The organism is Agromyces sp. G08B096, assembly GCF_040267705.1.
Classification (GTDB): domain Bacteria; phylum Actinomycetota; class Actinomycetes; order Actinomycetales; family Microbacteriaceae; genus Agromyces.
Genome location: NZ_CP158374.1, coordinates 2,470,612 through 2,491,908 on the forward strand (window position 1 = coordinate 2,470,612; position 21,297 = coordinate 2,491,908).

Genomic DNA, 21,297 nt, shown 5'->3' on the forward strand with positions numbered 1-21,297 from the left:
GGGTCGTCGGCCGGAAGGCCCGGCCGTGATGGAGCCGCGAGGCGGCTCAGGACTTGATGTACGGTTTGCCGGATGCCGCGGGGCCTCTCACCTTGCCCACGAGCCCCGCCACGGCGAAGATCGTCACGACGTACGGCAGCATCAGCATGAACTCGCTCGGCACGGGCGACCCGATGACGCCGAGGGTGTTCTGCAGATTGAGCGCGAAGCCGAACAGCAGGGCCGCGAGGGTGGCCTTGATCGGGTCCCACTGACCGAAGATCACGGCGGCGAGGGCGATGAAGCCGAGCCCGGCCGTCATCTCCTTGTTGAAGGCGCCCACCGAGCCGAGGGTGAAGAAGGACCCGCCGAGGCCCGCGATCGCACCGCCGAGCGAGACGTTCCAGAAGCGCGTGCGACCGACGTTGATGCCGACGGTGTCGGCGGCCTGCGGGTGCTCGCCGACCGCCCGGAGCCGCAGCCCCCACTTCGTGTGGAACAGCCCGATGTAGACCAGCACGACGGCGACGTACATGAGGTAGACGATGATGGTCTGCCGGAAGAAGGTCGGCCCGATGAGCGGGATCTCGCTGAGCAACGGGATCGGGATGCGCTCGAGGCGGGGCGGTGAGTTCAGCACCGAGGCGTTCGGGGCGAGCACCTGCGAGAACAGGAAGCTCGTGAGGCCGAGCACCAGGACGTTGAGCACGACACCGACGATCACCTGGTCGACGAAGTACTTGATCGCGAAGGCCGCCAGCACGAACGACACGAGCACGCCCGCGATCGCCGCGGCGATCATGCCGACCGTCTGCCCCAGCACGGCCTGCCCGATCGCCGACGACACCATCGCCGACGTGAACGCGCCGGCCAGCAGCTGGCCCTCGATCGCGATGTTGACGACGCCCACCCGCTCGGAGATCACGCCGCTCAGCGCACCGAAGATGAGCGGCACGGAGAGGCTCAGCGCTCCGGCGAACAGCCCGGCGAGCGGGATGACGTGCGTCGAGGCGCCCGCGGCGGCCCAGGTCAGGAAGCCGAGCATGAACACCACGGCGAACACGATCACGAGCCACAGCGGCACCCGGCGCTTCGCGCGGACGAGCAGGGCACTCCAGACGGTGAGCGCCGCGAGGAGGACGAGACACACCCACGTCGTGGCGATGCCCGGGAGCACGATCTCGGGGATCTGGATGACGTCGCGCGGCGACGACACCCGGAATACGGCCTCCGCGTCGTGCGGGGCGATGAGGAACAGCAGCGCCGAGAGGACCGTCACGGCGCCCAGCGCGATCGGAGCCTTCCAGCTCACGACCACGGTGGACTCGAGCACCGGCTGCTGCGCGGCTCCGGCGTGGGGCTGGGTCGCGGTGGTCACTTGGCCGCCACCTCCTTCGTCACGATCGGCCGAGGCCGCTTGGGGCCTGCGCCCGGTGCCGGCAGGCGGAAGATCGCCCGCACGAGCGGCGGCGCGGCGATGAAGAGCACGATGAGCGACTGCACGACGAGCACGATCTCGATCGGCACGCCCTCGGCGGCCTGCATGGCGAACCCGCCGGCCTTGAACGCGCCGAAGAGGATGCCGGCCGCGAGCACGCCCCACGGCGTCGACCGCCCGAGCAGCGCGACGGTGATCGCGTCGAAGCCGATGCCGGCGTCGATGCCGGACGAGAATCCGGTGGTGACGGTGCCGAGCACCTGGCTCACGCCCGCGAGCCCGACCAGGGCGCCGGAGATGAGCATCGCGTAGACGTACATCGACGTGACGTTGATGCCCGCGACCCGGGCCGCGTTCGGATTCTCGCCGACGGCCCGGAACTTGAATCCGAGCGCCGACCGGCTGAGGATCCACCAGACCAGCACGACGGCGCCGAGCGCCAGGATGAAGCCGAAGTGCAGGTTGTACTGCGGCCCGAGCAGGTCGGGGAAGACGGCCGTGTCCTTCATCGCGGGAGTCTTCGGGTTGTTCGAGCCCGGCGCCTGGAGCAGCCCCGGGGTGCGGAGCATCCACGTCACGAGGTAGAGCGCGACGTAGTTCAGCATGATCGTGACGATCACCTCGTGCGCACCCGTTCGCGCCTTCAGGAGGCCGGCGATGCCCGCCCACAGCGCGCCCGCGAGGAGTCCCGCGAGCAGGGCGACCAGCATGTGGACCCCCCACGGGAGGTCGAACGAGAAGGCGACCCAGCCGGCCGCCGCGGAGGCCATGAGCATCTGGCCGCGACCGCCGATGTTGAACATGCCGACGCGGAACGCGAGCGCCACGCCGAGACCGGCGGCGATGAGCGGCGTCGCGAACGTCAGCGTCTCGGTGAGCGGACGGATGCCTGCGGCGAAGCCCGGGCGGCGGAAGTTGTAGATGGAGCCCTGGAAGAACGCGGTGTACGCACCGGCGACCGAGTCCCAGATCGCGACGAACGTGTCGCCGGGGCGGGCGAAGAAGTACGCGGAGGCGGCCTGCACGCGCTCGTCGGTGAACGCGATCATCACCGCGCCCACGAGAAGCGCCAGCAGCACCGCGAGCACCGAGATGATCGCGTTGCCGGTCGTGATCTCGCGGAACGCCCGGTGCCAGCGCGACTCGGATTCGGGCCCGGGCTCGGCGCCCGGCTTCGCCGCGGTCGGCGGCGCGGGCCGCTCGGGCTGCACCTCCTCCGGCACCTGCGAGCCGGTCTCGAGCGCGACGTCGGGATCGTTCGGGGTGGGCGCGCTCATGCGGCGGCTCCTTCGGTGCTCGGCGCCTCGCCGGCCATCATGAGGCCGAGGATGTCGCGCGGGGTGTCTCCCGGGACGATGCCCACGACCTTGCCGCGGTACATCACCATGATGCGGTCGGCGAGGGCCGTGACCTCGTCGAGCTCGGTCGAGACCACGATGACGGGCACGCCGGCGTCGCGGGTCTCGACGATGCGCTTGTGGATGAACTCGATCGAGCCCACATCGACGCCGCGGGTCGGCTGGGCGGCGACGAACAGGCGCAGGTCGCGGCTGAGCTCGCGCGCGAGGACCACCTTCTGCTGGTTGCCGCCCGAGAGGCGGCCGACCTTGGTCTCGATCGACGGCGTGCGCACGTCGTACTCCGCGACCTTCTCGCGGGCGAAGCGCTCGAGCGCGCCGCGCTGGACGTTGCCGCCCTTCACGAACGGCGCGCCGTCGGCGCGGTCGAGCATGAGGTTCTCCGCGATGGTGAACTCGGCGACGAGCCCGTCCTCCTTGCGGTCCTCGGGCACGAACCCGACACCCGCCTCGAGGATGTGCCGGACGTGGCGCCCGACGAGCTGGTTGCCGTCGAGGGTCACCGAGCCCTGCACGCGCGGCTGCAGGCCGACGAGGGCCTCGGTGAGCTCGGTCTGGCCGTTGCCCTGCACGCCGGCGACCGCGAGGATCTCGCCCCGGCGCACCTCGAACGAGACGTCGTTGACGACGAGCTGCCCGATCGGATCGATGACACTGAGCCCCTCGACCACCAGTGCGGGGTCGCCGAGCGTGGCGGGCTCCTTCTGCACGGTGAGCTCGACCGCACGACCGACCATCATCGACGCGAGCTCCGCGTTCGAGGCCGCGGGATCGGCCTCGCCGACGACCTTGCCGAGGCGGATGACGGTGATCCGGTCGGCGACCTCGCGCACCTCGCGAAGCTTGTGCGTGATGAAGACGATGGAGGTGCCGCCCTCCTTGAGCTGACGCATGATCGCCATCAGCTCGTCGGTCTCCTGCGGCGTCAGCACCGCGGTGGGCTCGTCGAACACCAGCACCCGGGCGTCACGCGAGAGCGCCTTGATGATCTCCACGCGCTGCTGCACCCCGACCGGCAGGTCGTCGACGAGCGCGTCGGGGTCGACGTCGAACCCGAAGCGGTCGGAGATCTCGCGCACCTTCGCGCGGGCGGCCGGGAGGTCGAGGAGCCCGGCACCCTTCGTGGACTCGTGTCCGAGCATGACGTTCTCGGCGACCGTGAAGACGGGGATGAGCATGAAGTGCTGGTGCACCATGCCGATGCCGGCGCGCATGGCGTCACCGGGGCCGGCGAAATGCTGGACCTCGTCGTCGAGCAGGATCTCGCCGGAGTCGGCCTGGTAGAGGCCGTAGAGCACGTTCATGAGGGTGGACTTGCCGGCCCCGTTCTCCCCGAGGAGGCAATGGATCTCACCCGGTTCGACCGTGAGGTCGATGTGGTCGTTCGCCACGAGCGTCCCGAAGGTCTTCGTGATGCCCCGAAGCTCGAGTTTCATGTCACCGATCCTAGTGATGGGCCTGCGGATGCAGCAGATGCTGCGCAGATGTCGGAGAGCGGTCGGACCGCCTGCTCAGATGTTGTGACGGACGCGCATCCGCGTCAACGGCGACGGGGAGGCCGGCGCCTGCCGACCTCCCCGCCGTGTGCCGTTCGGACTACTCGGCCAGGTAGGACTCCACCTGGATGTCGCCCGCGACGATCTGCTCGCGCAGCTCCTGGAGCTTCGCGTCGAGCTCGGCCGGGACGCGGTCGGCCCAGTCGTGGTAGTCGGCGAGGCCCACGCCGTCGTTCTCGAGCGTGCCGACGAACGGCGTCGTGTCGAACTCGCCGTTGCCGGCCTCGACGATCGCCTCGTGCACGCCGACGTCGATGCCCTTCATGATCGAAGTGAGCAGGAGCGACGCGACCGACGGGTCGGTCTCGAACACGTCGGCGTCCACGCCGATGAGCGCGATCTCGCGACCGGAGTCCTCGATGGCGGCAGCGGCCGACTGGTAGATCGGACCGCCGACGGGCAGGAGGACGTCGACGTTCTGGTCGATGATGCCCTGCGCGAGCTGACGGGCGGTGTCGTTCGCCTCGAAGCCGCCGGTGAACGAGCCATCCTCGGCGGCGCGGTCCCAGCCGACCACCTTGACGGCGGTGCCGTTCTCCTCGTTGTAGTAGTCGACGCCCTGAGCGAAGCCGTCCATGAAGATGGTCACGGTCGGGATGTTCATGCCGCCGAAGGTGCCGACGACGCCGGTCTGCGAGACACCGGCGGACAGGTAGCCCGCGAGGAACGCGGCCTGGGCGGTGTCGAAGATGATCGGCTTGATGTTCTCGGCGTCGGTGGTGCCGTCGAAGTCCTGGTCCACCGGGTCGTCGATCGAGATGTACTCGATGTCGGGGTTCTGCTGGGCCGACTCGAGGGCGGCCGGCGCGAGCAGGAAGCCGACCGTGACGATGGCGTTGCAGCCCTGGTCGACGAGGCTCGAGAGGTTGGCGGCGTAGTCGGTCTCGGCGGCCGACTCGACCTCGTTGTACTCGACGCCGAGCTCCTCGGCCGCGGCCTGGAGGCCCTCGAAGCCGAGCTGGTTGAAGGACTTGTCGTCGAACCCGCCCGCGTCGGAGACCATGCAGGGAAGGAAGTCGAGGGCCTCGCCCCCGCCGTCGCCGCCCGACTCCTCGGGAGCCGACGCGCAGCCGGCCAGCAGCGCGGCGGCGCCGAGCATGGCGAATCCGCCGAGCGCGGCCTTCTTCGTCGTGATCGTCACTGTGTCCTCCAAAGACGCTCACCCCGACCGTCGCGGGGTTGGTGCCCTCACGTTACCGAATGTTGCGAGCGCGGCCCGGGTCCCGCCTGCCCGCGCAATCCAATGGTTATCAAGAAGCGACAATCTGCTCATATGAGCAGATGCGGCTCACCCCCGAGCGGGGGGCACGCGGCGGTGGCAGGCCGTCACGGTGCGCTCGGCGACTCCACGAGCAGCTCGCCCGAGATGATCCGCTGGCGCAGCTCGTCGAGCTCGGCGTCGAGCTCGGCCGGCACCAGTGCCTCGAGGTCGTGGTACGGCGCGATCTCGACGCCGCCGTTCTCGAGCGTGCCGATGTACGCCTCGTTCGTGAACGCGTCGTCGACCACGTCACCGACGATCTCGACCATCGCCTGCCGCGTGTTCTTCAGCACGCTGGTCAGGAGCACGGGCCGGTACTCGGCCGGCAGGGTGTCGTAGCCGTCGCTGTCGACCCAGATGATCGACACGCCCGAGCGCTCGATCGCGGCGGCCGCCGCACCCTCGCCGACCTGACCGGCGACCGGCAGGATGACGTCTGCGCCCTGGTCGATGAACCCCTCGGTCAGCACCTTGCCCTTGTTCACGTCCTCGAAGTCGCCGGTGAAGGCGCCGTCCTGGGCGGTCTTGTCCCAGCCGAGGGCCCGCACCTGAGTGCCGTGCGCCTCGTTGTACGCGGCCACGCCGTCGACGAAGCCGTCCATGAACAGGGTCACCGGCGGCTGGTTGCCGCCGCCGAAGGTCGCAACGACCCCCGTCTTCGTGACGCCCGCGGCGAGGTAGCCCGCGAGGAAGGAGGCCTGCGCGGTGTCGAAGACGACCGGCTTGACGTTCTCCGCCTCGACCGTCTCGTCGACGATCGCGAAGGCGAGGTCGGGGTTCTTGCCCGCCTGGTCGAGCGTGGCCTCGGCGAGCTCCCAGCCGACCGTGACGATCAGGCCGCAGCCCGAGTCGACGGCCTGCTGCACGTTGGGGGCGAGATCCGTCTCGCCGGTCGAGACGAGGGCCTCGGCCTCGACGCCGTACTCCTCCTCCGCGTCCTGCAGCCCTTCCCAGCTCGACTGGTTGAAGGAGCGGTCCTCGAGGCCGCCCGAGTTGGTCACCATGCGGACGCACTCGTCGGCGCCGTCGGACTCAGCCCCCGGCTCGGGTGCGCTCTGGCAGGCGGTGAGGGCGAGGGATGCCGCGGCGATGGCTGCGATCGCGAGGAAACGGCTGGGACGGGACATCCGGTGCTCCTTTGTCGGGCTCGGGCGGTACGGGTGGGTGCGGCAGGTCACAGGACGTCGTTCGAACCGCCGAGGCGGAGCGCGTCGACGACGGCCTTCACCCGCTGGGCGTGCTCGCTCGTGGTGACGAGCAGGGCGTCGGGGGTGTCGACGACGACGATGTCGCGGACGCCGATGAGGCTGATGACCCGCTTCGAACGGCTCACGACGATGCCGCTCGACGCGTCGGAGAGCACGCGCGCGTTCTCGCCGAGGATCGCGAGCTCGCCGGAGCGGCCCGAGGTGTTGAGTTTCGCGAGCGAGGCGAAGTCGCCGACGTCGTCCCACTGGAAGTGGCCGCGGACGACCGCCAGCCGGCCGGCCGCCGCCGCGGGCTCGGCCACCGCGTAGTCGATCGCGATCTTCTCGAGGCCCGGCCAGATCCGGTCGACGGCGGGACCCCGCGTCGCCGGATCGTCCCATGCGGCGGCCAGTTCGACGAGACCGGCGTGCAGCTCGGGCTTGGTGCGCTGGATCTCCTCGAGCAGCCGGTCGGCGCGGGCGATGAACATGCCGGCATTCCAGAGGTGGCGCCCGCCCGCGAGGTACCGCTTGGCGGTCTCGAGGTCGGGCTTCTCGACGAAGCTCGCAACGGCCTCGACGTGCGAGGCGCCCGGCACGTCGAACTCGGCGCCGCACTCGATGTATCCGAAGCCGACCGCCGGCTCGGTCGGGGTGATGCCGATGGTCGCGATGTACCCGGCGTCGGCCGCCGCCACCGCGTCGGCCACGGCCTGACGGAACAGCGCATCACCGGAGATGACGTGGTCGGCCGCGAACGAGCCGACGATCACGCCCGGCTCCCGGCGCTGGAGGATGGCCGCCGCGAGGCCGATCGCCGCCGTGGAGTCGCGCGGCTCGCTCTCGAGCACGATGTTCGCGTCGGCGAGGGCCGGCAGCTGCGCCTCGACCGCGGCGCGGTGCGCGCGGCCGGTGACGACCATAATCCGCTGCTCGCCCGACAGGGGAACGAGGCGGTCCCACGTGTCTTTCAGCAGCGTCTGGCCGGAGCCGGTGAGGTCGTGCAGGAACTTCGGCGCATCGGCGCGCGAGAGCGGCCACAGCCGCGATCCCACGCCGCCGGCGGGGATGATGCTGTAGAAGCGGTCGATCGGTGCGTCGTGCATCCGCCCAGCGTATCCGCGACGGCCGGCGCCCGCATGGCGGTGTCCACTGACCACGCGGGCCTCCCGATCTCTCGACGTCGAGACAGTTAGGACCGCCTAAGCAGCGCCGGATGGGCGCTCGGACTAGACTCTGCTCGGGCCTTCACGCCCGACTGCCCGCTCGTTCGGGAGCGGATCACACAGCCATGGAGGGTTGTTCATGCCAGATTCACAGGCAGGGACCCTGACCGCACCCACCCCGGCCAAGGAGCGGCCGGGCGGCACGCTCTACCGCGGCCGCGAGGGCATGTGGTCGTGGGTGCTGCACCGCATCACCGGTGTCGCCATCTTCTTCTTCCTCCTCGTGCACATCCTCGACACCGCGCTCGTGCGGGTCAGCCCCGAGGCGTACAACGCCGTCATCGGCACGTACCAGACGCCGATCATGGGCCTCGGCGAAGTGGCCCTCGTCGGCGCGATCGTCTTCCACGCCTTCAACGGCATCCGCGTGATCCTCGTCGACTTCTGGGCGTGGGCGACGCGCCACCAGAAGCTGCTCTTCTGGATCGTCATCGGCCTGTGGGTGGTCACGATGCTCGGCTTCGTGCCCCGCCACCTCATCAACGTCTTCAGCCACTAAGGAGCGCCGAGTGTCCGTCATCGAAGCGCCCCGCACGCCGGTCCGCCCCGCTCCCAAGCGCGGCGTGAACCTGGAGAAGTGGGGCTGGATCTACATGCGCGTCTCGGGCGTCGTCCTGATCGTGCTGGTCTTCGGCCATCTGTTCGTGAATCTCATGGTCGGCGAGGGCGTGAAGGCCATCGACTTCGGGTTCGTGGGCGGCAAGTGGGCCGACCCGTTCTGGCAGTGGTGGGACGTGCTGATGCTCTGGCTCGCCCTCATCCACGGGGCGAACGGCATGCGCACCGTCGTCAACGACTACACGAAGCCCGGCACCGTCCAGCGCATCCTCAAGGGCGCGCTGCTCGCCGCCGTCGTGGTGCTGCTCGTCCTCGGCACGCTCGTCGTCTTCACCTTCGAACCGTGCCCCGCCGGCGCCCCCGCCGACCTGCTGCCCTCGTTCTGCGCCGCATAGGAGACCTGTGACCACCGAGAACCACGTCGAGACCCAGGTCGTCGACGGAGTCCACTACCACCAGTACGACATCGTCATCGTCGGCGCCGGCGGCGCCGGCATGCGTGCGGCGATCGAGGCCGGCCCCGGCGCGAAGACCGCGGTCATCTCCAAGCTCTACCCGACGCGGTCGCACACGGGCGCCGCGCAGGGCGGCATGGCCGCCGCGCTCGCGAACGTCGAAGAGGACAGCTGGGAGTGGCACACCTTCGACACGGTGAAGGGCGGCGACTACCTCGTCGACCAGGACGCGGCGGAGATCCTCGCGAAGGAGGCCATCGACGCGGTCATCGACCTCGAGAACATGGGCCTGCCGTTCAACCGCACGCCCGACGGCAAGATCGACCAGCGGCGCTTCGGCGGTCACACCCGCGACCACGGCAAGGCGCCCGTGCGCCGGGCCTGCTACGCGGCCGACCGCACGGGCCACATGATCCTGCAGACGCTGTTCCAGAACTGCGTGAAGCTCGGCATCGAGTTCTACAACGAGTACTACGCGCTCGACCTGGTGATGACCGAGGTCGACGGCGTGAAGAAGCCTTCGGGCGTCGTCGCCTACGAGCTGGCGACGGGCGAGCTGCACGTCTTCCAGGCGAAGGCCGTGATCTTCGCCACCGGCGGATTCGGCAAGATCTTCAAGACCACGTCGAACGCGCACACCCTGACGGGCGACGGCGTCGGCATCATCTGGCGCAAGGGCCTGCCCCTCGAGGACATGGAGTTCTTCCAGTTCCACCCGACGGGGCTCGCCGGGCTCGGCATCCTGCTCACCGAGGGCGCGCGCGGCGAGGGCGCCATCCTGCGCAACGCCTCGGGCGAGCGGTTCATGGAGCGCTACGCGCCGACCATCAAAGACCTCGCGCCGCGCGACATCGTCGCGCGCTGCATGGTGCAGGAGGTCGCGGAGGGGCGTGGCGCGGGCCCGCACAAAGATTACGTGTTGCTCGACTGCACGCACCTCGGCGCCGAGGTGCTCGAGACGAAGCTGCCCGACATCACCGAGTTCGCCCGCACCTACCTCGGGGTCGACCCGGTGGTCGAGCCCGTGCCCGTGATGCCGACCGCGCACTACGCGATGGGCGGCATCCCGACGAACGTCTCGGCCGAGGTCCTCTCCGACAACGACACCGTCGTGCCCGGCCTCTACGCGGCGGGCGAGTGCGCGTGCGTGTCGGTGCACGGCTCGAACCGTCTCGGCACGAACTCGCTGCTCGACATCAACGTCTTCGGCAAGCGCGCCGGCCGCAACGCGGTCGAGTACGTCAAGACGGTCGACTTCACCCCGCTGCCCGAGGACCCGGTCGCGTTCGTGCGCGGCATGCTCGACGAGCTGCGCGAGTCCAACGGCACCGAGCGGATCGCCGCGATCCGCAAGGAGCTGCAGGACGAGATGGACAAGGGCGCGCAGGTGTTCCGCACCGACGAGTCGCTCGCGCACGTGACGAACGTGATCGCGAAGCTCCGCGAGCGGTACCGGAACGTCGCCGTGCAGGACAAGGGGAAGCGGTTCAACACCGACCTGCTCGAGGCCGTCGAGCTCGGCTTCCTCCTCGACCTCGCCGAGGTCGTCGTCTACTCCGCCCGCAACCGGCAGGAGAGCCGCGGCGGTCACATGCGCGACGACTTCCCCAACCGCGACGACGCCAACTACATGAAGCACACGATGGCCTACCTGTCGGGCGATGCGCATTCGTCCGACGCCGCCGACCACATCCGGCTGGACTGGAAGCCGGTCACCGTGACGCGCTACCAGCCGATGGAGAGGAAGTACTGACGTGTCGACCGCGACGCTCGAGCAGCCGCCCGCCGAGGCGGCGCCCATCCAATCCTTCACCGTCACGTTCCTGATCCGGCGGTTCGATCCCGACGTGGACACCGAGCCGCGCTGGCAGGACTTCGACGTCGAGATGTACCCGACCGACCGGGTGCTCGACGCGCTGCACAAGATCAAGTGGGAGCAGGACGGCTCGCTGACCTTCCGCCGCTCCTGCGCGCACGGCATCTGCGGGTCCGACGCGATGCGGATCAACGGCCGCAACCGGCTGGCGTGCAAGACGCTGATCAAGGACCTCGACATCTCGAAGCCGATCTACGTCGAGGCGATCAAGGGGCTGCCCCTCGAGAAGGACCTCATCGTCGACATGGAGCCGTTCTTCGCGAGCTACCGCGAAGTGCAGCCGTTCCTCCAGGCGAAGACCGCGCCCGAGCCCGGCAAGGAGCGCGTGCAGTCGGTCGCCGAGCGCGCCCGCTTCGACGACACCACCAAGTGCATCCTCTGCGCCGCGTGCACCTCGAGCTGCCCGGTCTTCTGGACCGACGGCCAGTACTTCGGTCCTGCGGCGATCGTGAACGCGCACCGGTTCATCTTCGACTCCCGCGACGACGAGGCGAAGGTGCGCCTCGACATCCTGAACGACAAGGAGGGCGTGTGGCGGTGCCGCACGACCTTCAACTGCACCGAGGCATGCCCGCGCGGCATCGAGGTGACGAAGGCGATCGCCGAGGTGAAGCAGGCCGTCATGCGCGGCAAGCCGTGACGCCCTGATCGCGGACGCCCGAAGGGCCGGTGCCTCCTGGCACCGGCCCTTCGGCATGGCGGGGAGTTCCCCTTCACGATCCGAGCCCTCGGGGCGAGCGGGGCCGCGGATCGCGGGGCGACGGTTGGAGGACCGCCGCCCCTCCCCGTCATCCCGCGGCGTCCCCCCGACGCCGGCGGCTGATGGCGAGCACCACGGCGATGCCGCCGAGCAGGAGCAGGGATGCCCCGACCCACACGAGCGGACCGCCGGCGAACCCGGTGACGGCGAGCGGTTGCGGCACGGTGATCCGCACGCTCGAGTCGGCGCAGACGATCTGCGCGTTGGCATCGTCACCCGGCGCCTCGCCGTAGCAGACTTCGCCCGTGTTGGTCAGGCTGGTGGCCTTGGACGTCGGGCGGAGCGTGACGTCCAACGTCACCGGCGGCGCCTCGGTGATGTTCGGCCCCAGCACCCCGAGCAGCTCACACCGCAACGTGCCGCCGTACCCGCCGGCACCCCGGCCCGTGACCTCGCAGCCCTCCCAGCGCGGGAACGCCGGAGCACCAGCCGTGGTGATCGCATCCACCCGCAGATCGGCCGGGATCTCATCGATCAACGTCACCGGCTCCGCCGCACCGATCCCCGTCGAACGCACCTGCAACGTGTACTCGAACGACGACCCAGGCTTCGCACTGGTCACACTCGAGGTCTTCTCGATCTCCAGCAGCGGCGGCCGATCGATCGCACACGTCGGCAACGCCTGCGGGTACACCGCCAGCACCGACTGCGACGGGTTCACCTCGAACGTGATCGTCGCCGGGTTCTCCATGTCACGCCACGGATACGTCGCGACATTCTCATCCAGGATCAGATCCAGGAACCGCGTCCCAGGCACCGGCGGATTCGTCAGATCCGCCTCCGTGACCGGACGCCACCCCGGGAACTGATACGGAACCCCGTTCTCATCCACCGCAGCCCCCGGCCACAACAACCGACCTGAGAGGTCCTCGGGCGAGATCACCTCTTCCTTCGTGAGGGTGCCGTCGGCGGAGGTCCACGTGACGGTGACCGGTCCGGGCTCGACGTTGTCGGTGACCTGGATGTCGTAGTAGAGCCATGGCACGTCGTTCACGCACCGGACGTACACCCCGGCGTCGATCCGCTTGACCGGCACCTCGGCGTCGGCGCAGTCGTTGTCGGGCTCGAGGTCGAGCACGAGCGGCAGCTGCAGCGGTGCGATCTCACCGTCGGAAAGCGCGAGCTCCTCCTCGGGCTCCGCTCCGGTGATCTCCACGCACGCGCGGTTCGGGATGGTGGACGGTCCGAGCGGGGGGAGCACCGGCGGCGGGTCATCCGGTCCGACGGCAGGCGGGGTCTCGCCGGCCGGCGGCACCTTCATCAGCACCGGGATGCGGATGGTCGTGACGGCGCCCTCGGGGTAGATCCCCGTGTACGTCGCCGCGAAGGCGTTGTCGGTGCCGCCCGAGACCTGCAGCCAGGTGCCGGGCTGCGCCGGGTCGGCGGCCGGCTCGATCACGGCGGGGCCGGTGACCTCGAGCTCGTCGTCGATCAGGTCGGTCACTTCGAGGTTCTCGACCGGGTCGCCGTGGTTCGTGACGGTGAGCACCCAGGTGAAGGCGTCTCCCGCCTCGACGGCCGTCTCGCCCTCGGGCAGGTCGTCGTACGTCTTCTCGATGCCGACGTCGACGGGCGGGATGTTCGTGCAGGCTTCGAGGGGCGTCTCGATCAGGCCTGTGCTGAACACGGCCCCGTTGTAGAAGCCCTTGCCCTCGGTCTCCTCGACGCAGCGTGCGTCGTCGATCGTGGTCAGCTCGGAGACGTCCGCAACGACGGTGATCGTCCAGACCTCCACCTCGCCGGCGCCGATCGGCCGATCGGCGGCCAGCGCGGTGGCCGCGCCGGTCCCCGTCCAGCCGGCGACCGGGTTGCCATCGGGGTCCTCGGCGGTGGCCGTGAAGGTCACGCCGTCGGGCAGCACCGGCGCATCGCTCAGGTCGTAGTGCGTCTGGAGCGTCTCGGCACCGGTCACCGCGATCTCGTATTCGACGGTGTCCGTGTCGTCGCCGTTCAGGATCGGGCCTCCGCTGACGGTCTTGACGGCTGTCGGGAACTCCGGATCCGCGCAGACGCTGCGCTCCAGCGGCTGCTCGTTCACCGTGAGGACGGCGAGGTTGCGGAACCCGCCGCGCTCGAATTCGCCGGGCGGCGTGCACTGCGTCTCCGGGTGCTCGACCGCACCGACCAGGGTGCGGGCGAGGACCGTCACCGTGTAGGTGTCGGTCGCCCCCGGTGCGAGGAGCGCGCCGTCGGCGAGCGTCTCGACCCGGTCGTCGGGCAGGCCCGTCCAGCTGCCGGATGCCCCGGCCGGGCCGGTCCAGTCGGCGCTGTCGATCTCGATGAGCTCGCCGAACAGGTCGAGCGAGTCCTCGAGGCCGTAGGTCACGGGCGAGACCGCGCTCTCGTTCTCGACGGTGACGTCGTAGACGATCTCCCAGTCGCCGTCCGGCTGCTGCTCGACCGACACGAGGGTCTTGTCGAACAGGTAGGTCGCCGGCCGGGCCGTGTTGACGATGGTGCAGGTGACCTCCTGGCCGGGCTGCAGCACGACCTCGCCTTCGACGATCGTCGCCGGAACGGGTGGCTCCGCGTTCGTGACGACGCACTCCCAGTCGCCGGCTTCGAACTCGCCGGCCTCCGGGAACGTCGCGGCCTCGCTGAGGCCGTACCCGGTGTTCGATTCGACCTCGCCGGTCGCGCTCCCCGCCCCGCTCAGCACGACCCCGTCGCCGTCGCTCGCCTCGAGCGTCCAGAGGGTGGGCGGGAAGAGCTCGGCGACCGCCTCCGGCTCCACGACCTTCTCGAGCGTGAGCTCGGGTGCGACATCCGTGTTCGTGATCTCGCAGTCGACCGTGGCGCCGAGCTCGGTGACGGTGAGGGTGGCGCTGCGGTCGTTCGGCCCGGCCACGAGGGTGAAGGCGTCCTCGCCCTGCTCCGAAGTGCAGCTCCAGGTCGCGGAGACCTGGTACTCGACGCCGTCGTCCCAGATCGTCGAGACCTCGTTCAGCAGATAGCCGACGTTCAGCTCGACGGGGCCGGACGCGGTGCCGTTGCCGCCGAACCCGTCGTCGGGGCCCGATGCGGAGAGCGTCCAGTCGCTCGGGACGGCGTCGCCGCCGTGCTGGTTGTCGACGACCTTGGCGAGGTTCACGGTCTGCGTGCAGTCGACCTCGTTGGTGACGTCGAAGCGGTTGTGAGCGAGCTCGAGGGTATAGGTACCGTCGCCTTCGACGCCGACCAGCTCGCAGCCGGCCGGCACGACGACGTCGGCCTCGTCCACCTCGACGGTGTCGCCGAGCTCGTACGGACCGGATTCCTCGCCCCAGTCCACCGCGACGCCGTCGAGCAGCGCCTGGGCGGAGAAGCCGGCCGGCAGCGCCGGGTCGTCCCAGACGATGGGCTCGCCGCCGTCGATCACCCAGTACTTCAGGAGCTCGACGTCGACGGGCACGTCGAAGCAGGCCTCCGACTCCCAGCTGCCGCCGGAGACCACGACCGCACCGTTCAGCAGGCCCTGACCGCCCTCGCCTTCGCAGAGGAGGGTCGGGTCGTCGGGCTCGGTGTCGCCGACCGTGAACGAGACCGTCACGGTGAACGTGTGGGTCGCGCCGCCCGCGAGCAGCTGATCCTCGACGACGAGGTCATCGGTGGAGCCGGCGCCGTTCCAGGCCGGGTTGACCGTGACGTCGGCGCTCGTCACTTCGCGGTCCGTGATGGTCACGGCCCCGGTGAAGTCGGGCGCGTCCGTCAGGTCGTAGACGAGCGCCTGCGTCGGGCTGCCGTTCTGCACGGTCAGCTCGTAGGTCGCCTCCCAGTGGTCGCCCACTTCGGTGACCGAGCCCACGGTCGTCTTCTCGATGATCGGGCGGGCGGGCAGCCCGCAGCCGAGATCGATCTGCTCCGCGCCGTCGCTCGTGAGGATCGCGGCGTTCAGGAAGCCGACATCGGGGTCGGCGAGGCTCGGCTGGCAGGTCGTGGTCGTCGGGTCCTCGAAGGCCGCGGCATCCACGGTCGCCGTCACGGTGACGGTGTACGTGTGCACCTCGTCGATGCCGATCGGCGTGGCGGTGCCGACGATCGTCGTGGTCGGGTCCGTCTCGGGGTCGGCCCACGTGCCGCTGTCGCCCTCGCCGCTCCACTCGGCGCTCAGCACCTCGACCTCCGGACCGAACCGGAGCGTGTCCTCGAGCGTGTAGGTCGAGATGAACTCGGGGTTGCCGGTCACCGTGAGCTCGTACTCGGCCGTCCAGACGCCGTCGGCATCCTGGCTGACGGTCGGGTCGTCCTTCGTCACGGTCGGCTGGCCGCCCTCCCTGATGTTCGGGCAGTTGTCGTCGCGGTCGACGATCTCGCCGCTCGTGAGGACGGCCTCGTTGAAGAAGCCCTTGCCCGGTTCGCCTGGCACGCAGAGCCGGTCGACGGGCGGCAGACCGGACGGCACCGTCACGTTGAGCGTGATGCGGTAGACGTGAACGGCGCCGGCGGCGATCGGCTCGTTCGCCACGACGGGGATGCTGGCCGGCACCGGCGAGGCATCCGTCACCAGATTGCCGGGCGTCGGCAGGATCTCGTCGATCGTGTACGAGTTGATCGTGAGCGCCGCCGGGAAGTGCGGGTCGTCGACCAGCGTGTAGTGGCTCGGCTTCGCGCCGGGGGCGTCGTTGAACACCGCGAGCAGGTAGCTCACATCCCAGGTGGCATCGGGCTGCTGCACCGCGGTGCCCTCGGTCTTGGTCACCTGCGGCGCGCTCGGCGAGTCGCACGCGGTGTCGATCGTCTGGTCGCCGCCGACCGTCAGGATGCCGGCGTTGTTGAACGCACCGTCGACGTCGTCCGCCGGGCACGCCGTCTGCTGCGGCGTGAGCTCGGGGCCGTCGAGGGCGATCCCGCTGACCGTGACGATCCAGACATCGGATGCCCCGCCGGCGAGGTAGCGGTCGACGACCAGGTCGCCGCTGCCGGTCCACGCGAGGGGTGCTGGCCCCCCGTTCAGCGTGACCGCGTAGCTCGCGCCGCCGAGGTCGACCCCGGCGCCGAAGTGGAGCTCGTCGGCGAGCGAGTACACGCCGCCGATCTCACCGGTGTTCGCGACGTCGAGCCGGTAGGCGATGGTCCAGAGCCCGTCGCCGCCCTGGCTCACCGAGCCCGGCACGACCGACTTGTCGATGGTGACGTCGGGGAGCTCGATCTCGACGCAGCCCGTGGCATCCGTCTCCTGGTTGCCCGAGTGCAGGGTGGCGACGTTGTTCAGTCCGTCCTCGGCGGGGCAGGCGAACGGCCCGTCCTGGGCGTCGAGGGTCACGGTGACCGCGATCTCGTACACGTGCTGGTCGAGGCCCGCGGTCCCAGGAAGCACGACGTCCTCCGCGAGGCGCGTGTTCGGCGCCGCGCCGGTCCAGCCGGCCACCGGGGTGACGCCCGCCGGCGCCGAGACGATCGTCGCCGGGCCGGTGGCGGTGACGCCCGCCGGCAGGTCGAGGACGTCGTCGAGGTCGTACTCGACCGCGGTCGTGGCCGACGGGTTCGTCACCGTGACCGTGTACGGCAGCGTCCACGTGCCGTCGCCGTGGTCGACGGCGGTGCCGCCGGTCTTCGCGATCGTCGGGTTCACCGGCTCGGCGCAGGCGTCGTCGCGGCCGACCTCCTGCTCGTCCACGATGATCCAGGCCGAGTTGAGGAACCCGCCGGCCTCGCCGGACGTCGGCGCCGGGCACCGCAGCTGGTTCTCCGGGTCCTCGAAGGCGCCGGCATCGACCGTCGCGACCACGGCGATCGTCCAGGTCTCCGTCTCGGCCGGTGCGAGGGCGCGGGAGTTCGCGAGCTCCTGCACATCGCCGAAGGGCACGCTCCACGCGGTGGTCGCGCCGTCGGGGTCGGTGTACTCGGCGGAGTCGATGGTGAGGTCGCCGCCGAACTCGAGCTGGTCCTGCAGGTCGTAGTCGACCGCGGCGAACGCGCTCGGGTTCGTCACGTCGATCGTGTAGGTGACGAGCCAGGCATCGCCCTGCGGCACGGGCACCGCGACGTTCTTCACGATCGTCGGCACGAAGGGCTTCAGGGTGTTGGTGACCACGCACTCCACCTCGTCGCCCGCGTCGAGTGCGGGCACCACGGGGCCGGGCACGTCGGGGCCGCCGTTCAGCGAGCACACCCACGCGCCCGCCTGGAACTGGTCGGCGTTCGGCAAGTCGGTCGACTCGGCGAGCGTCAGCTCGACGCCGGCGGGCACCTCGACGAAGCCGCCCGTTCCGCCCGCGCCCGACGCGACGACGTCGTCGCCGTCGGAGGCGCTCAGCGTCCATGCGGCGGGGTCGGCGACGTCATCGGTCACGACCTTGTCGAGGGAGAGCTTCGGCGGCACGGGTTCGTTGCGGAACACGCAGGTGGCGGTGCCGAGCGCCGGCAGCGTCACGCTCGTGGCATCCACGTAGGTGCCGTTCGGTCCGGTGCTGCACTGCAGCGAGACCTGCTCCCAGCCGTCGGGCCCGCCCGACTCGCTGAGGGTGTACGGCTTGCCCGGGCGGAGGTGCATCGACTGCCCGCTGGTCACGGTCTGCGCCTCGAGGCCCGGGATGGCGGGCGCCTGCGGCGTCGCGGTGAGGTCCCACTCGGACGGGTCGGCGCTCACGCCCGGGATCGGGTCGACGATCTTCAGCAGCGTGAGCGTGGCCGTCTCGTTCACCGCGGTGCATCGCACGCGGAAGCCGAGCGGCACGGTGACGCCGCCGTTGATGCCGTCGGAGAAGCCGGGCACGACGTTGCCCTGGGCGTCGGTCTGCACGCAGTTCCAGCTGCCGGTGGACGGCGGGATCGGCTGCCCGCCCTGCAGGATCGACTGCACGTAGCGGGGGTCGCCGTCTTCCACGAGCGGGTACCGCACATTCGGCGTGACCGGGGCGACGACCCCGCTCAGCCCGTTGGGCCCGGGCAGCGAACCGACGGGGGCGACCGCGTCGAGCGTCCAATCGCCGGGTGCGGCGTCGCCGTTGGCCACCTGCTTCACGAGGGTGAGCTCGGCCGCGCACGTCACGACGTTCGTGATCGTGTAGCTGTTCGAACCGGGCTGCAGCGTGGGCGTGTACGGCAGCGCCTGGTCGGCGACCTGCCCGTTCGCGAGGGTGACCCGGCTGCTCGTCACCTGACAGAGGGTGCGGGTGCCGACCCCCGTCGTCTCGCCGATCTTCACCGTGCCGTTCGCGGTGTACCCCGTCTGCACGACGCCGAACGGACGGTTCACGTCGTCGAGCTGCAGCTGGGCGGTGAGCCCGATCGGCTGGTTGCCGTGCTGGAAGGTCTGGCCGTTCACGACCCACACCTTGTCGACGCGCACGTCGGCCTGCGGCAGCGGCGGCCGGTTCCACACGGTGCAGCTGATCGCCGCACTCGGCGTGACCGGAACGGTGAACGAGTCCGGCCCGGTGTTCGTCACGGTGACGGATGCCCCGGTGCCGACGTTCGTGCAGACGGCGTTCTTGCCGCCCGTGGTGACCACCGAGTATCCCGGCTGCTGCGTCTCGTCTACGGAGACGGTGCCGGTCACGGTGCCGCCGGCGAAGTTCAGCGGGAAGTTCACCGCACCGGTGCCGGCCGCGGTGGACCCGTTCTGGCTGAGCGGCGTGATGCCGCCCGTCGTGGGCGCGGCGGTGAACTCCCAGCCGCCCGTCGGCGTCGCACCGGTCTTCTGCTCGCCGGTGGTGCCGGCGTCGACGACCTGCTTCACGACCGAGACAGAGCCCTCGCAGTTGCCGAGCGCGAGGTCGCGCAGCGCCTGCCCGGCCTGCGTGTAGTCGTCGGTCTGGTAGTAGTCGGAGTTCGCGGTCGGACCCGAGATCGCGATGAGGTTCTCGGGGTCGCCGCCCACGCCGTCGCCGACGCCGACCGCGACGATCCTGGTGGCGAGCGCCTTGACCGCGTTCGCGGAGAACACCCCGTTCTCGACCTCGCGGAAGCGTGTGCGGTTGCCCGGGCCCTCGTCGTTGGAGTAGACCGTCGGGTTGCCGTCGGTGAGGACGACCGCGAGGTCGTAGTCGACCCCGCTCGTGGCGACCTGGTAGATGCCGCGATCCCAGTTGGTCGCCTCCGTCGGGGTGCCGAAGCCGTCGATGTGGTCCTTCACGGTCTCGGCGCCGGCGGGCGTGGAGACCGGGGTGATGCCGAGGTTGCCGCCGACGCTCGCCGGGGCGACGTTGTTGAACGTGAACAGGCCGATCTGCGACGGCGTGCCGGTCAAGGCGTCGACGAAGCCCTTCGCGGCCTCCTTGAGGTCCTCCTCGAACGGGGCGACCGAGCCCGACAGGTCGATGATGAGCGCGACGTCGATGCCGCACTGCTGCATCGATGTCGGGTTGGTCCGCGAGTTCTGCCAGATGCCGCCGGAGGCGACGTTGTTGGTGTTGCCCGAGGCGAGCATGAAGTTCGAGTTGGAGTTGATGACGGCCCCGCTGCCCACGGCCGGCGTGATGAACGCGTAGCGCTGGGCGCTCGGGTCGGTGCCGATCGCGAGCTCATCGTTGGAGAACCAGCCGGCCGGCACGTCGTTCGGCGCGGCGCGCTGGACGACCCAGTACTGGGCGCCCGTCGGCGCCGGGACGGTGAACACGCAGGAGCCGGCCGCGTCGGAGGTGCAGGTCGACCAGGGCTGGGCGACCGGCACACCGAGGCTGCCGCCGGCGTTCGTGTAGAGCTCGAGCTGCACACCGGCGAGCCCGGAGACCGCCGACAGGCCGGTGCGGTCGCCGCCGACCTGCACCGTGATGGTGGCGGGCTGGACGAAGGTGTGCGTGAAGGTGCAGGCGGCGAACTTGCCCGCATTGCCGCCGTACGTGACCGTCCGGTCTTCTTGATCCCAGGTCGGGTCGCCGCCGCCCGAGCCGCCCGTCGAGCACTGGAACCCCGTGAGCGCGTAGCCGGCCGGCCCGTTGTCGGCGGCGATCGTGTAGGTCGCGCTGCGCGGCACGGGCCGGGTCTGGGTCGAAGCGAAGTTGTAGTTGTCGCTGTTGCTCTGGCGGACCGCGTGGAGCGCCCAGTCGTTCGGCGAGGCGGTGCCCCCGACGACGACGTTCGTGATCGTGAGGTTCGCGCAGTTCGTCGTACAGTCCGCGGTGTCGGCGGGGAATGCGGCGAACGGTGTGACGTCCGCCGGCGCCCGCGACTCCTCGGCGGGCGGGGCGGGCGGCTGTTCCTCGGCCGGCGGCTCTTCCGTCGGGGGTTCCTCGGCCGGCGGCTCCTCGGCGGGTGGCTCCTCCGCGGGGACCTCCTCGGCGGGCTCCTCGGCCGGCGGCTCGCTCGCTTCCTCGTCCGGCGGCGCCGCGGGCGCCTCGCCCTCGGAATCCGTCTCCGGCTCCCCCGCGGTCACCGCCGCCGGCTCGCCCCCGGTCTCGCCCGCCAGGGCGACGGTCGGCAGCCCGAGTGCGAGCAGCGCCCCGACGGTGAGCGACGCGATCAGCGCCGTGAGGCCGCTGCGTCGTCGGGCCTCACGGCGGCGGCGCTCGCGACGGCTCGGCGTGGACGTGTCGGGCGTGGATCGGAAGTTCATCTTCATCGACCTTCTGCGGCTGGCGCGGCGGTCCCGGGGGTTCGGGGGTTGCGCGATCGCGCCGAGTCAAGCACCGCAGCCGGCGTACCCGACAGATCCTCACTGTCACCAATACGGGGGGATGCCTCCGGAGTGTTTTCCTTTCTGATCAGTGATTTTCTCGGCCTT

At 70.2% G+C, this 21,297-nt stretch carries 11 protein-coding genes; 4 read left to right on the forward strand and 7 right to left on the reverse strand.

Going from position 1 to position 21,297, the window contains the following annotated elements; translation table 11 throughout:
- Positions 1–46: 46 nt before the first annotated feature.
- The 6 genes from ABIQ69_RS12020 to ABIQ69_RS12045 form a co-directional block, all read right to left on the reverse strand.
- On the reverse strand, positions 47–1,312 hold the full coding sequence (locus ABIQ69_RS12020) for an ABC transporter permease (protein ID WP_350350016.1): 1,266 nt from the start codon (positions 1,310–1,312) through the stop codon (positions 47–49).
- Between the two features lie 41 nt (positions 1,313–1,353).
- Positions 1,354–2,694: an ABC transporter permease gene (locus ABIQ69_RS12025; RefSeq protein WP_350347357.1), complete on the reverse strand. Its 1,341-nt coding sequence runs from the start codon at positions 2,692–2,694 to the stop codon at positions 1,354–1,356.
- A complete protein-coding gene (locus ABIQ69_RS12030; protein WP_350347358.1) occupies positions 2,691–4,211 on the reverse strand; it encodes an ABC transporter ATP-binding protein in 1,521 nt (506 codons plus the stop codon). Before ABIQ69_RS12030 ends, ABIQ69_RS12025 begins: the two co-directional genes overlap by 4 nt.
- 160 nt (positions 4,212–4,371) lie before the next feature.
- Complete coding sequence (locus ABIQ69_RS12035; RefSeq protein ID WP_350347359.1) at positions 4,372–5,472, reverse strand: BMP family ABC transporter substrate-binding protein; 1,101 nt, start codon at positions 5,470–5,472, stop codon at positions 4,372–4,374.
- Between the two features lie 185 nt (positions 5,473–5,657).
- A complete protein-coding gene (locus ABIQ69_RS12040) occupies positions 5,658–6,719 on the reverse strand; it encodes a BMP family ABC transporter substrate-binding protein (RefSeq protein WP_350347360.1) in 1,062 nt (353 codons plus the stop codon).
- A gap of 47 nt (positions 6,720–6,766) precedes the next feature.
- A complete protein-coding gene (locus tag ABIQ69_RS12045; protein ID WP_350347361.1) occupies positions 6,767–7,885 on the reverse strand; it encodes a sugar phosphate nucleotidyltransferase in 1,119 nt (372 codons plus the stop codon).
- Positions 7,886–8,084: 199 nt separating this feature from the next.
- Here ABIQ69_RS12045 and sdhC point away from each other — a divergent pair, with 199 nt between their 5' ends.
- Genes sdhC through ABIQ69_RS12065 form a run of 4 tightly spaced genes read left to right on the forward strand, consistent with a single transcriptional unit; the run spans position 8,085 to position 11,534 of the window.
- Positions 8,085–8,504 (forward strand): succinate dehydrogenase, cytochrome b556 subunit, encoded by a 420-nt coding sequence (sdhC, locus tag ABIQ69_RS12050; protein ID WP_350347362.1) that lies wholly within the window; start codon positions 8,085–8,087, stop codon positions 8,502–8,504.
- A gap of 10 nt (positions 8,505–8,514) precedes the next feature.
- Positions 8,515–8,958, forward strand: coding sequence for a succinate dehydrogenase hydrophobic membrane anchor subunit (locus ABIQ69_RS12055; protein WP_350347363.1), 444 nt, complete (start codon positions 8,515–8,517; stop codon positions 8,956–8,958).
- Positions 8,959–8,965: 7 nt separating this feature from the next.
- Entirely contained in the window at positions 8,966–10,771 is a 1,806-nt protein-coding gene (gene sdhA / locus ABIQ69_RS12060) for a succinate dehydrogenase flavoprotein subunit (RefSeq protein ID WP_350347364.1), read from the forward strand.
- Position 10,772: 1 nt separating this feature from the next.
- A complete protein-coding gene (locus ABIQ69_RS12065; RefSeq protein WP_350347365.1) occupies positions 10,773–11,534 on the forward strand; it encodes a succinate dehydrogenase iron-sulfur subunit in 762 nt (253 codons plus the stop codon).
- Positions 11,535–11,682: 148 nt separating this feature from the next.
- Here ABIQ69_RS12065 and ABIQ69_RS12070 read toward each other — a convergent pair whose 3' ends face one another.
- Complete coding sequence (locus tag ABIQ69_RS12070) at positions 11,683–21,129, reverse strand: hypothetical protein (protein WP_350347366.1); 9,447 nt, start codon at positions 21,127–21,129, stop codon at positions 11,683–11,685.
- Positions 21,130–21,297 lie beyond the last annotated feature (168 nt).

Bases quoted from the DNA above. Each gene is read 5' to 3' on its own strand.
- sdhC (WP_350347362.1), top strand. From the start codon at position 8,085: ATGCCAGATTCACAGGCAGGGACCCTGACCGCACCCACCCCGGCCAAG.
- ABIQ69_RS12025 (WP_350347357.1), bottom strand. From the start codon at position 2,694: ATGAGCGCGCCCACCCCGAACGATCCCGACGTCGCGCTCGAGACCGGC.
- ABIQ69_RS12045 (WP_350347361.1), bottom strand. From the start codon at position 7,885: ATGCACGACGCACCGATCGACCGCTTCTACAGCATCATCCCCGCCGGC.
- ABIQ69_RS12030 (WP_350347358.1), bottom strand. From the start codon at position 4,211: ATGAAACTCGAGCTTCGGGGCATCACGAAGACCTTCGGGACGCTCGTG.
- ABIQ69_RS12070 (WP_350347366.1), bottom strand. From the start codon at position 21,129: ATGAACTTCCGATCCACGCCCGACACGTCCACGCCGAGCCGTCGCGAG.
- ABIQ69_RS12040 (WP_350347360.1), bottom strand. From the start codon at position 6,719: ATGTCCCGTCCCAGCCGTTTCCTCGCGATCGCAGCCATCGCCGCGGCA.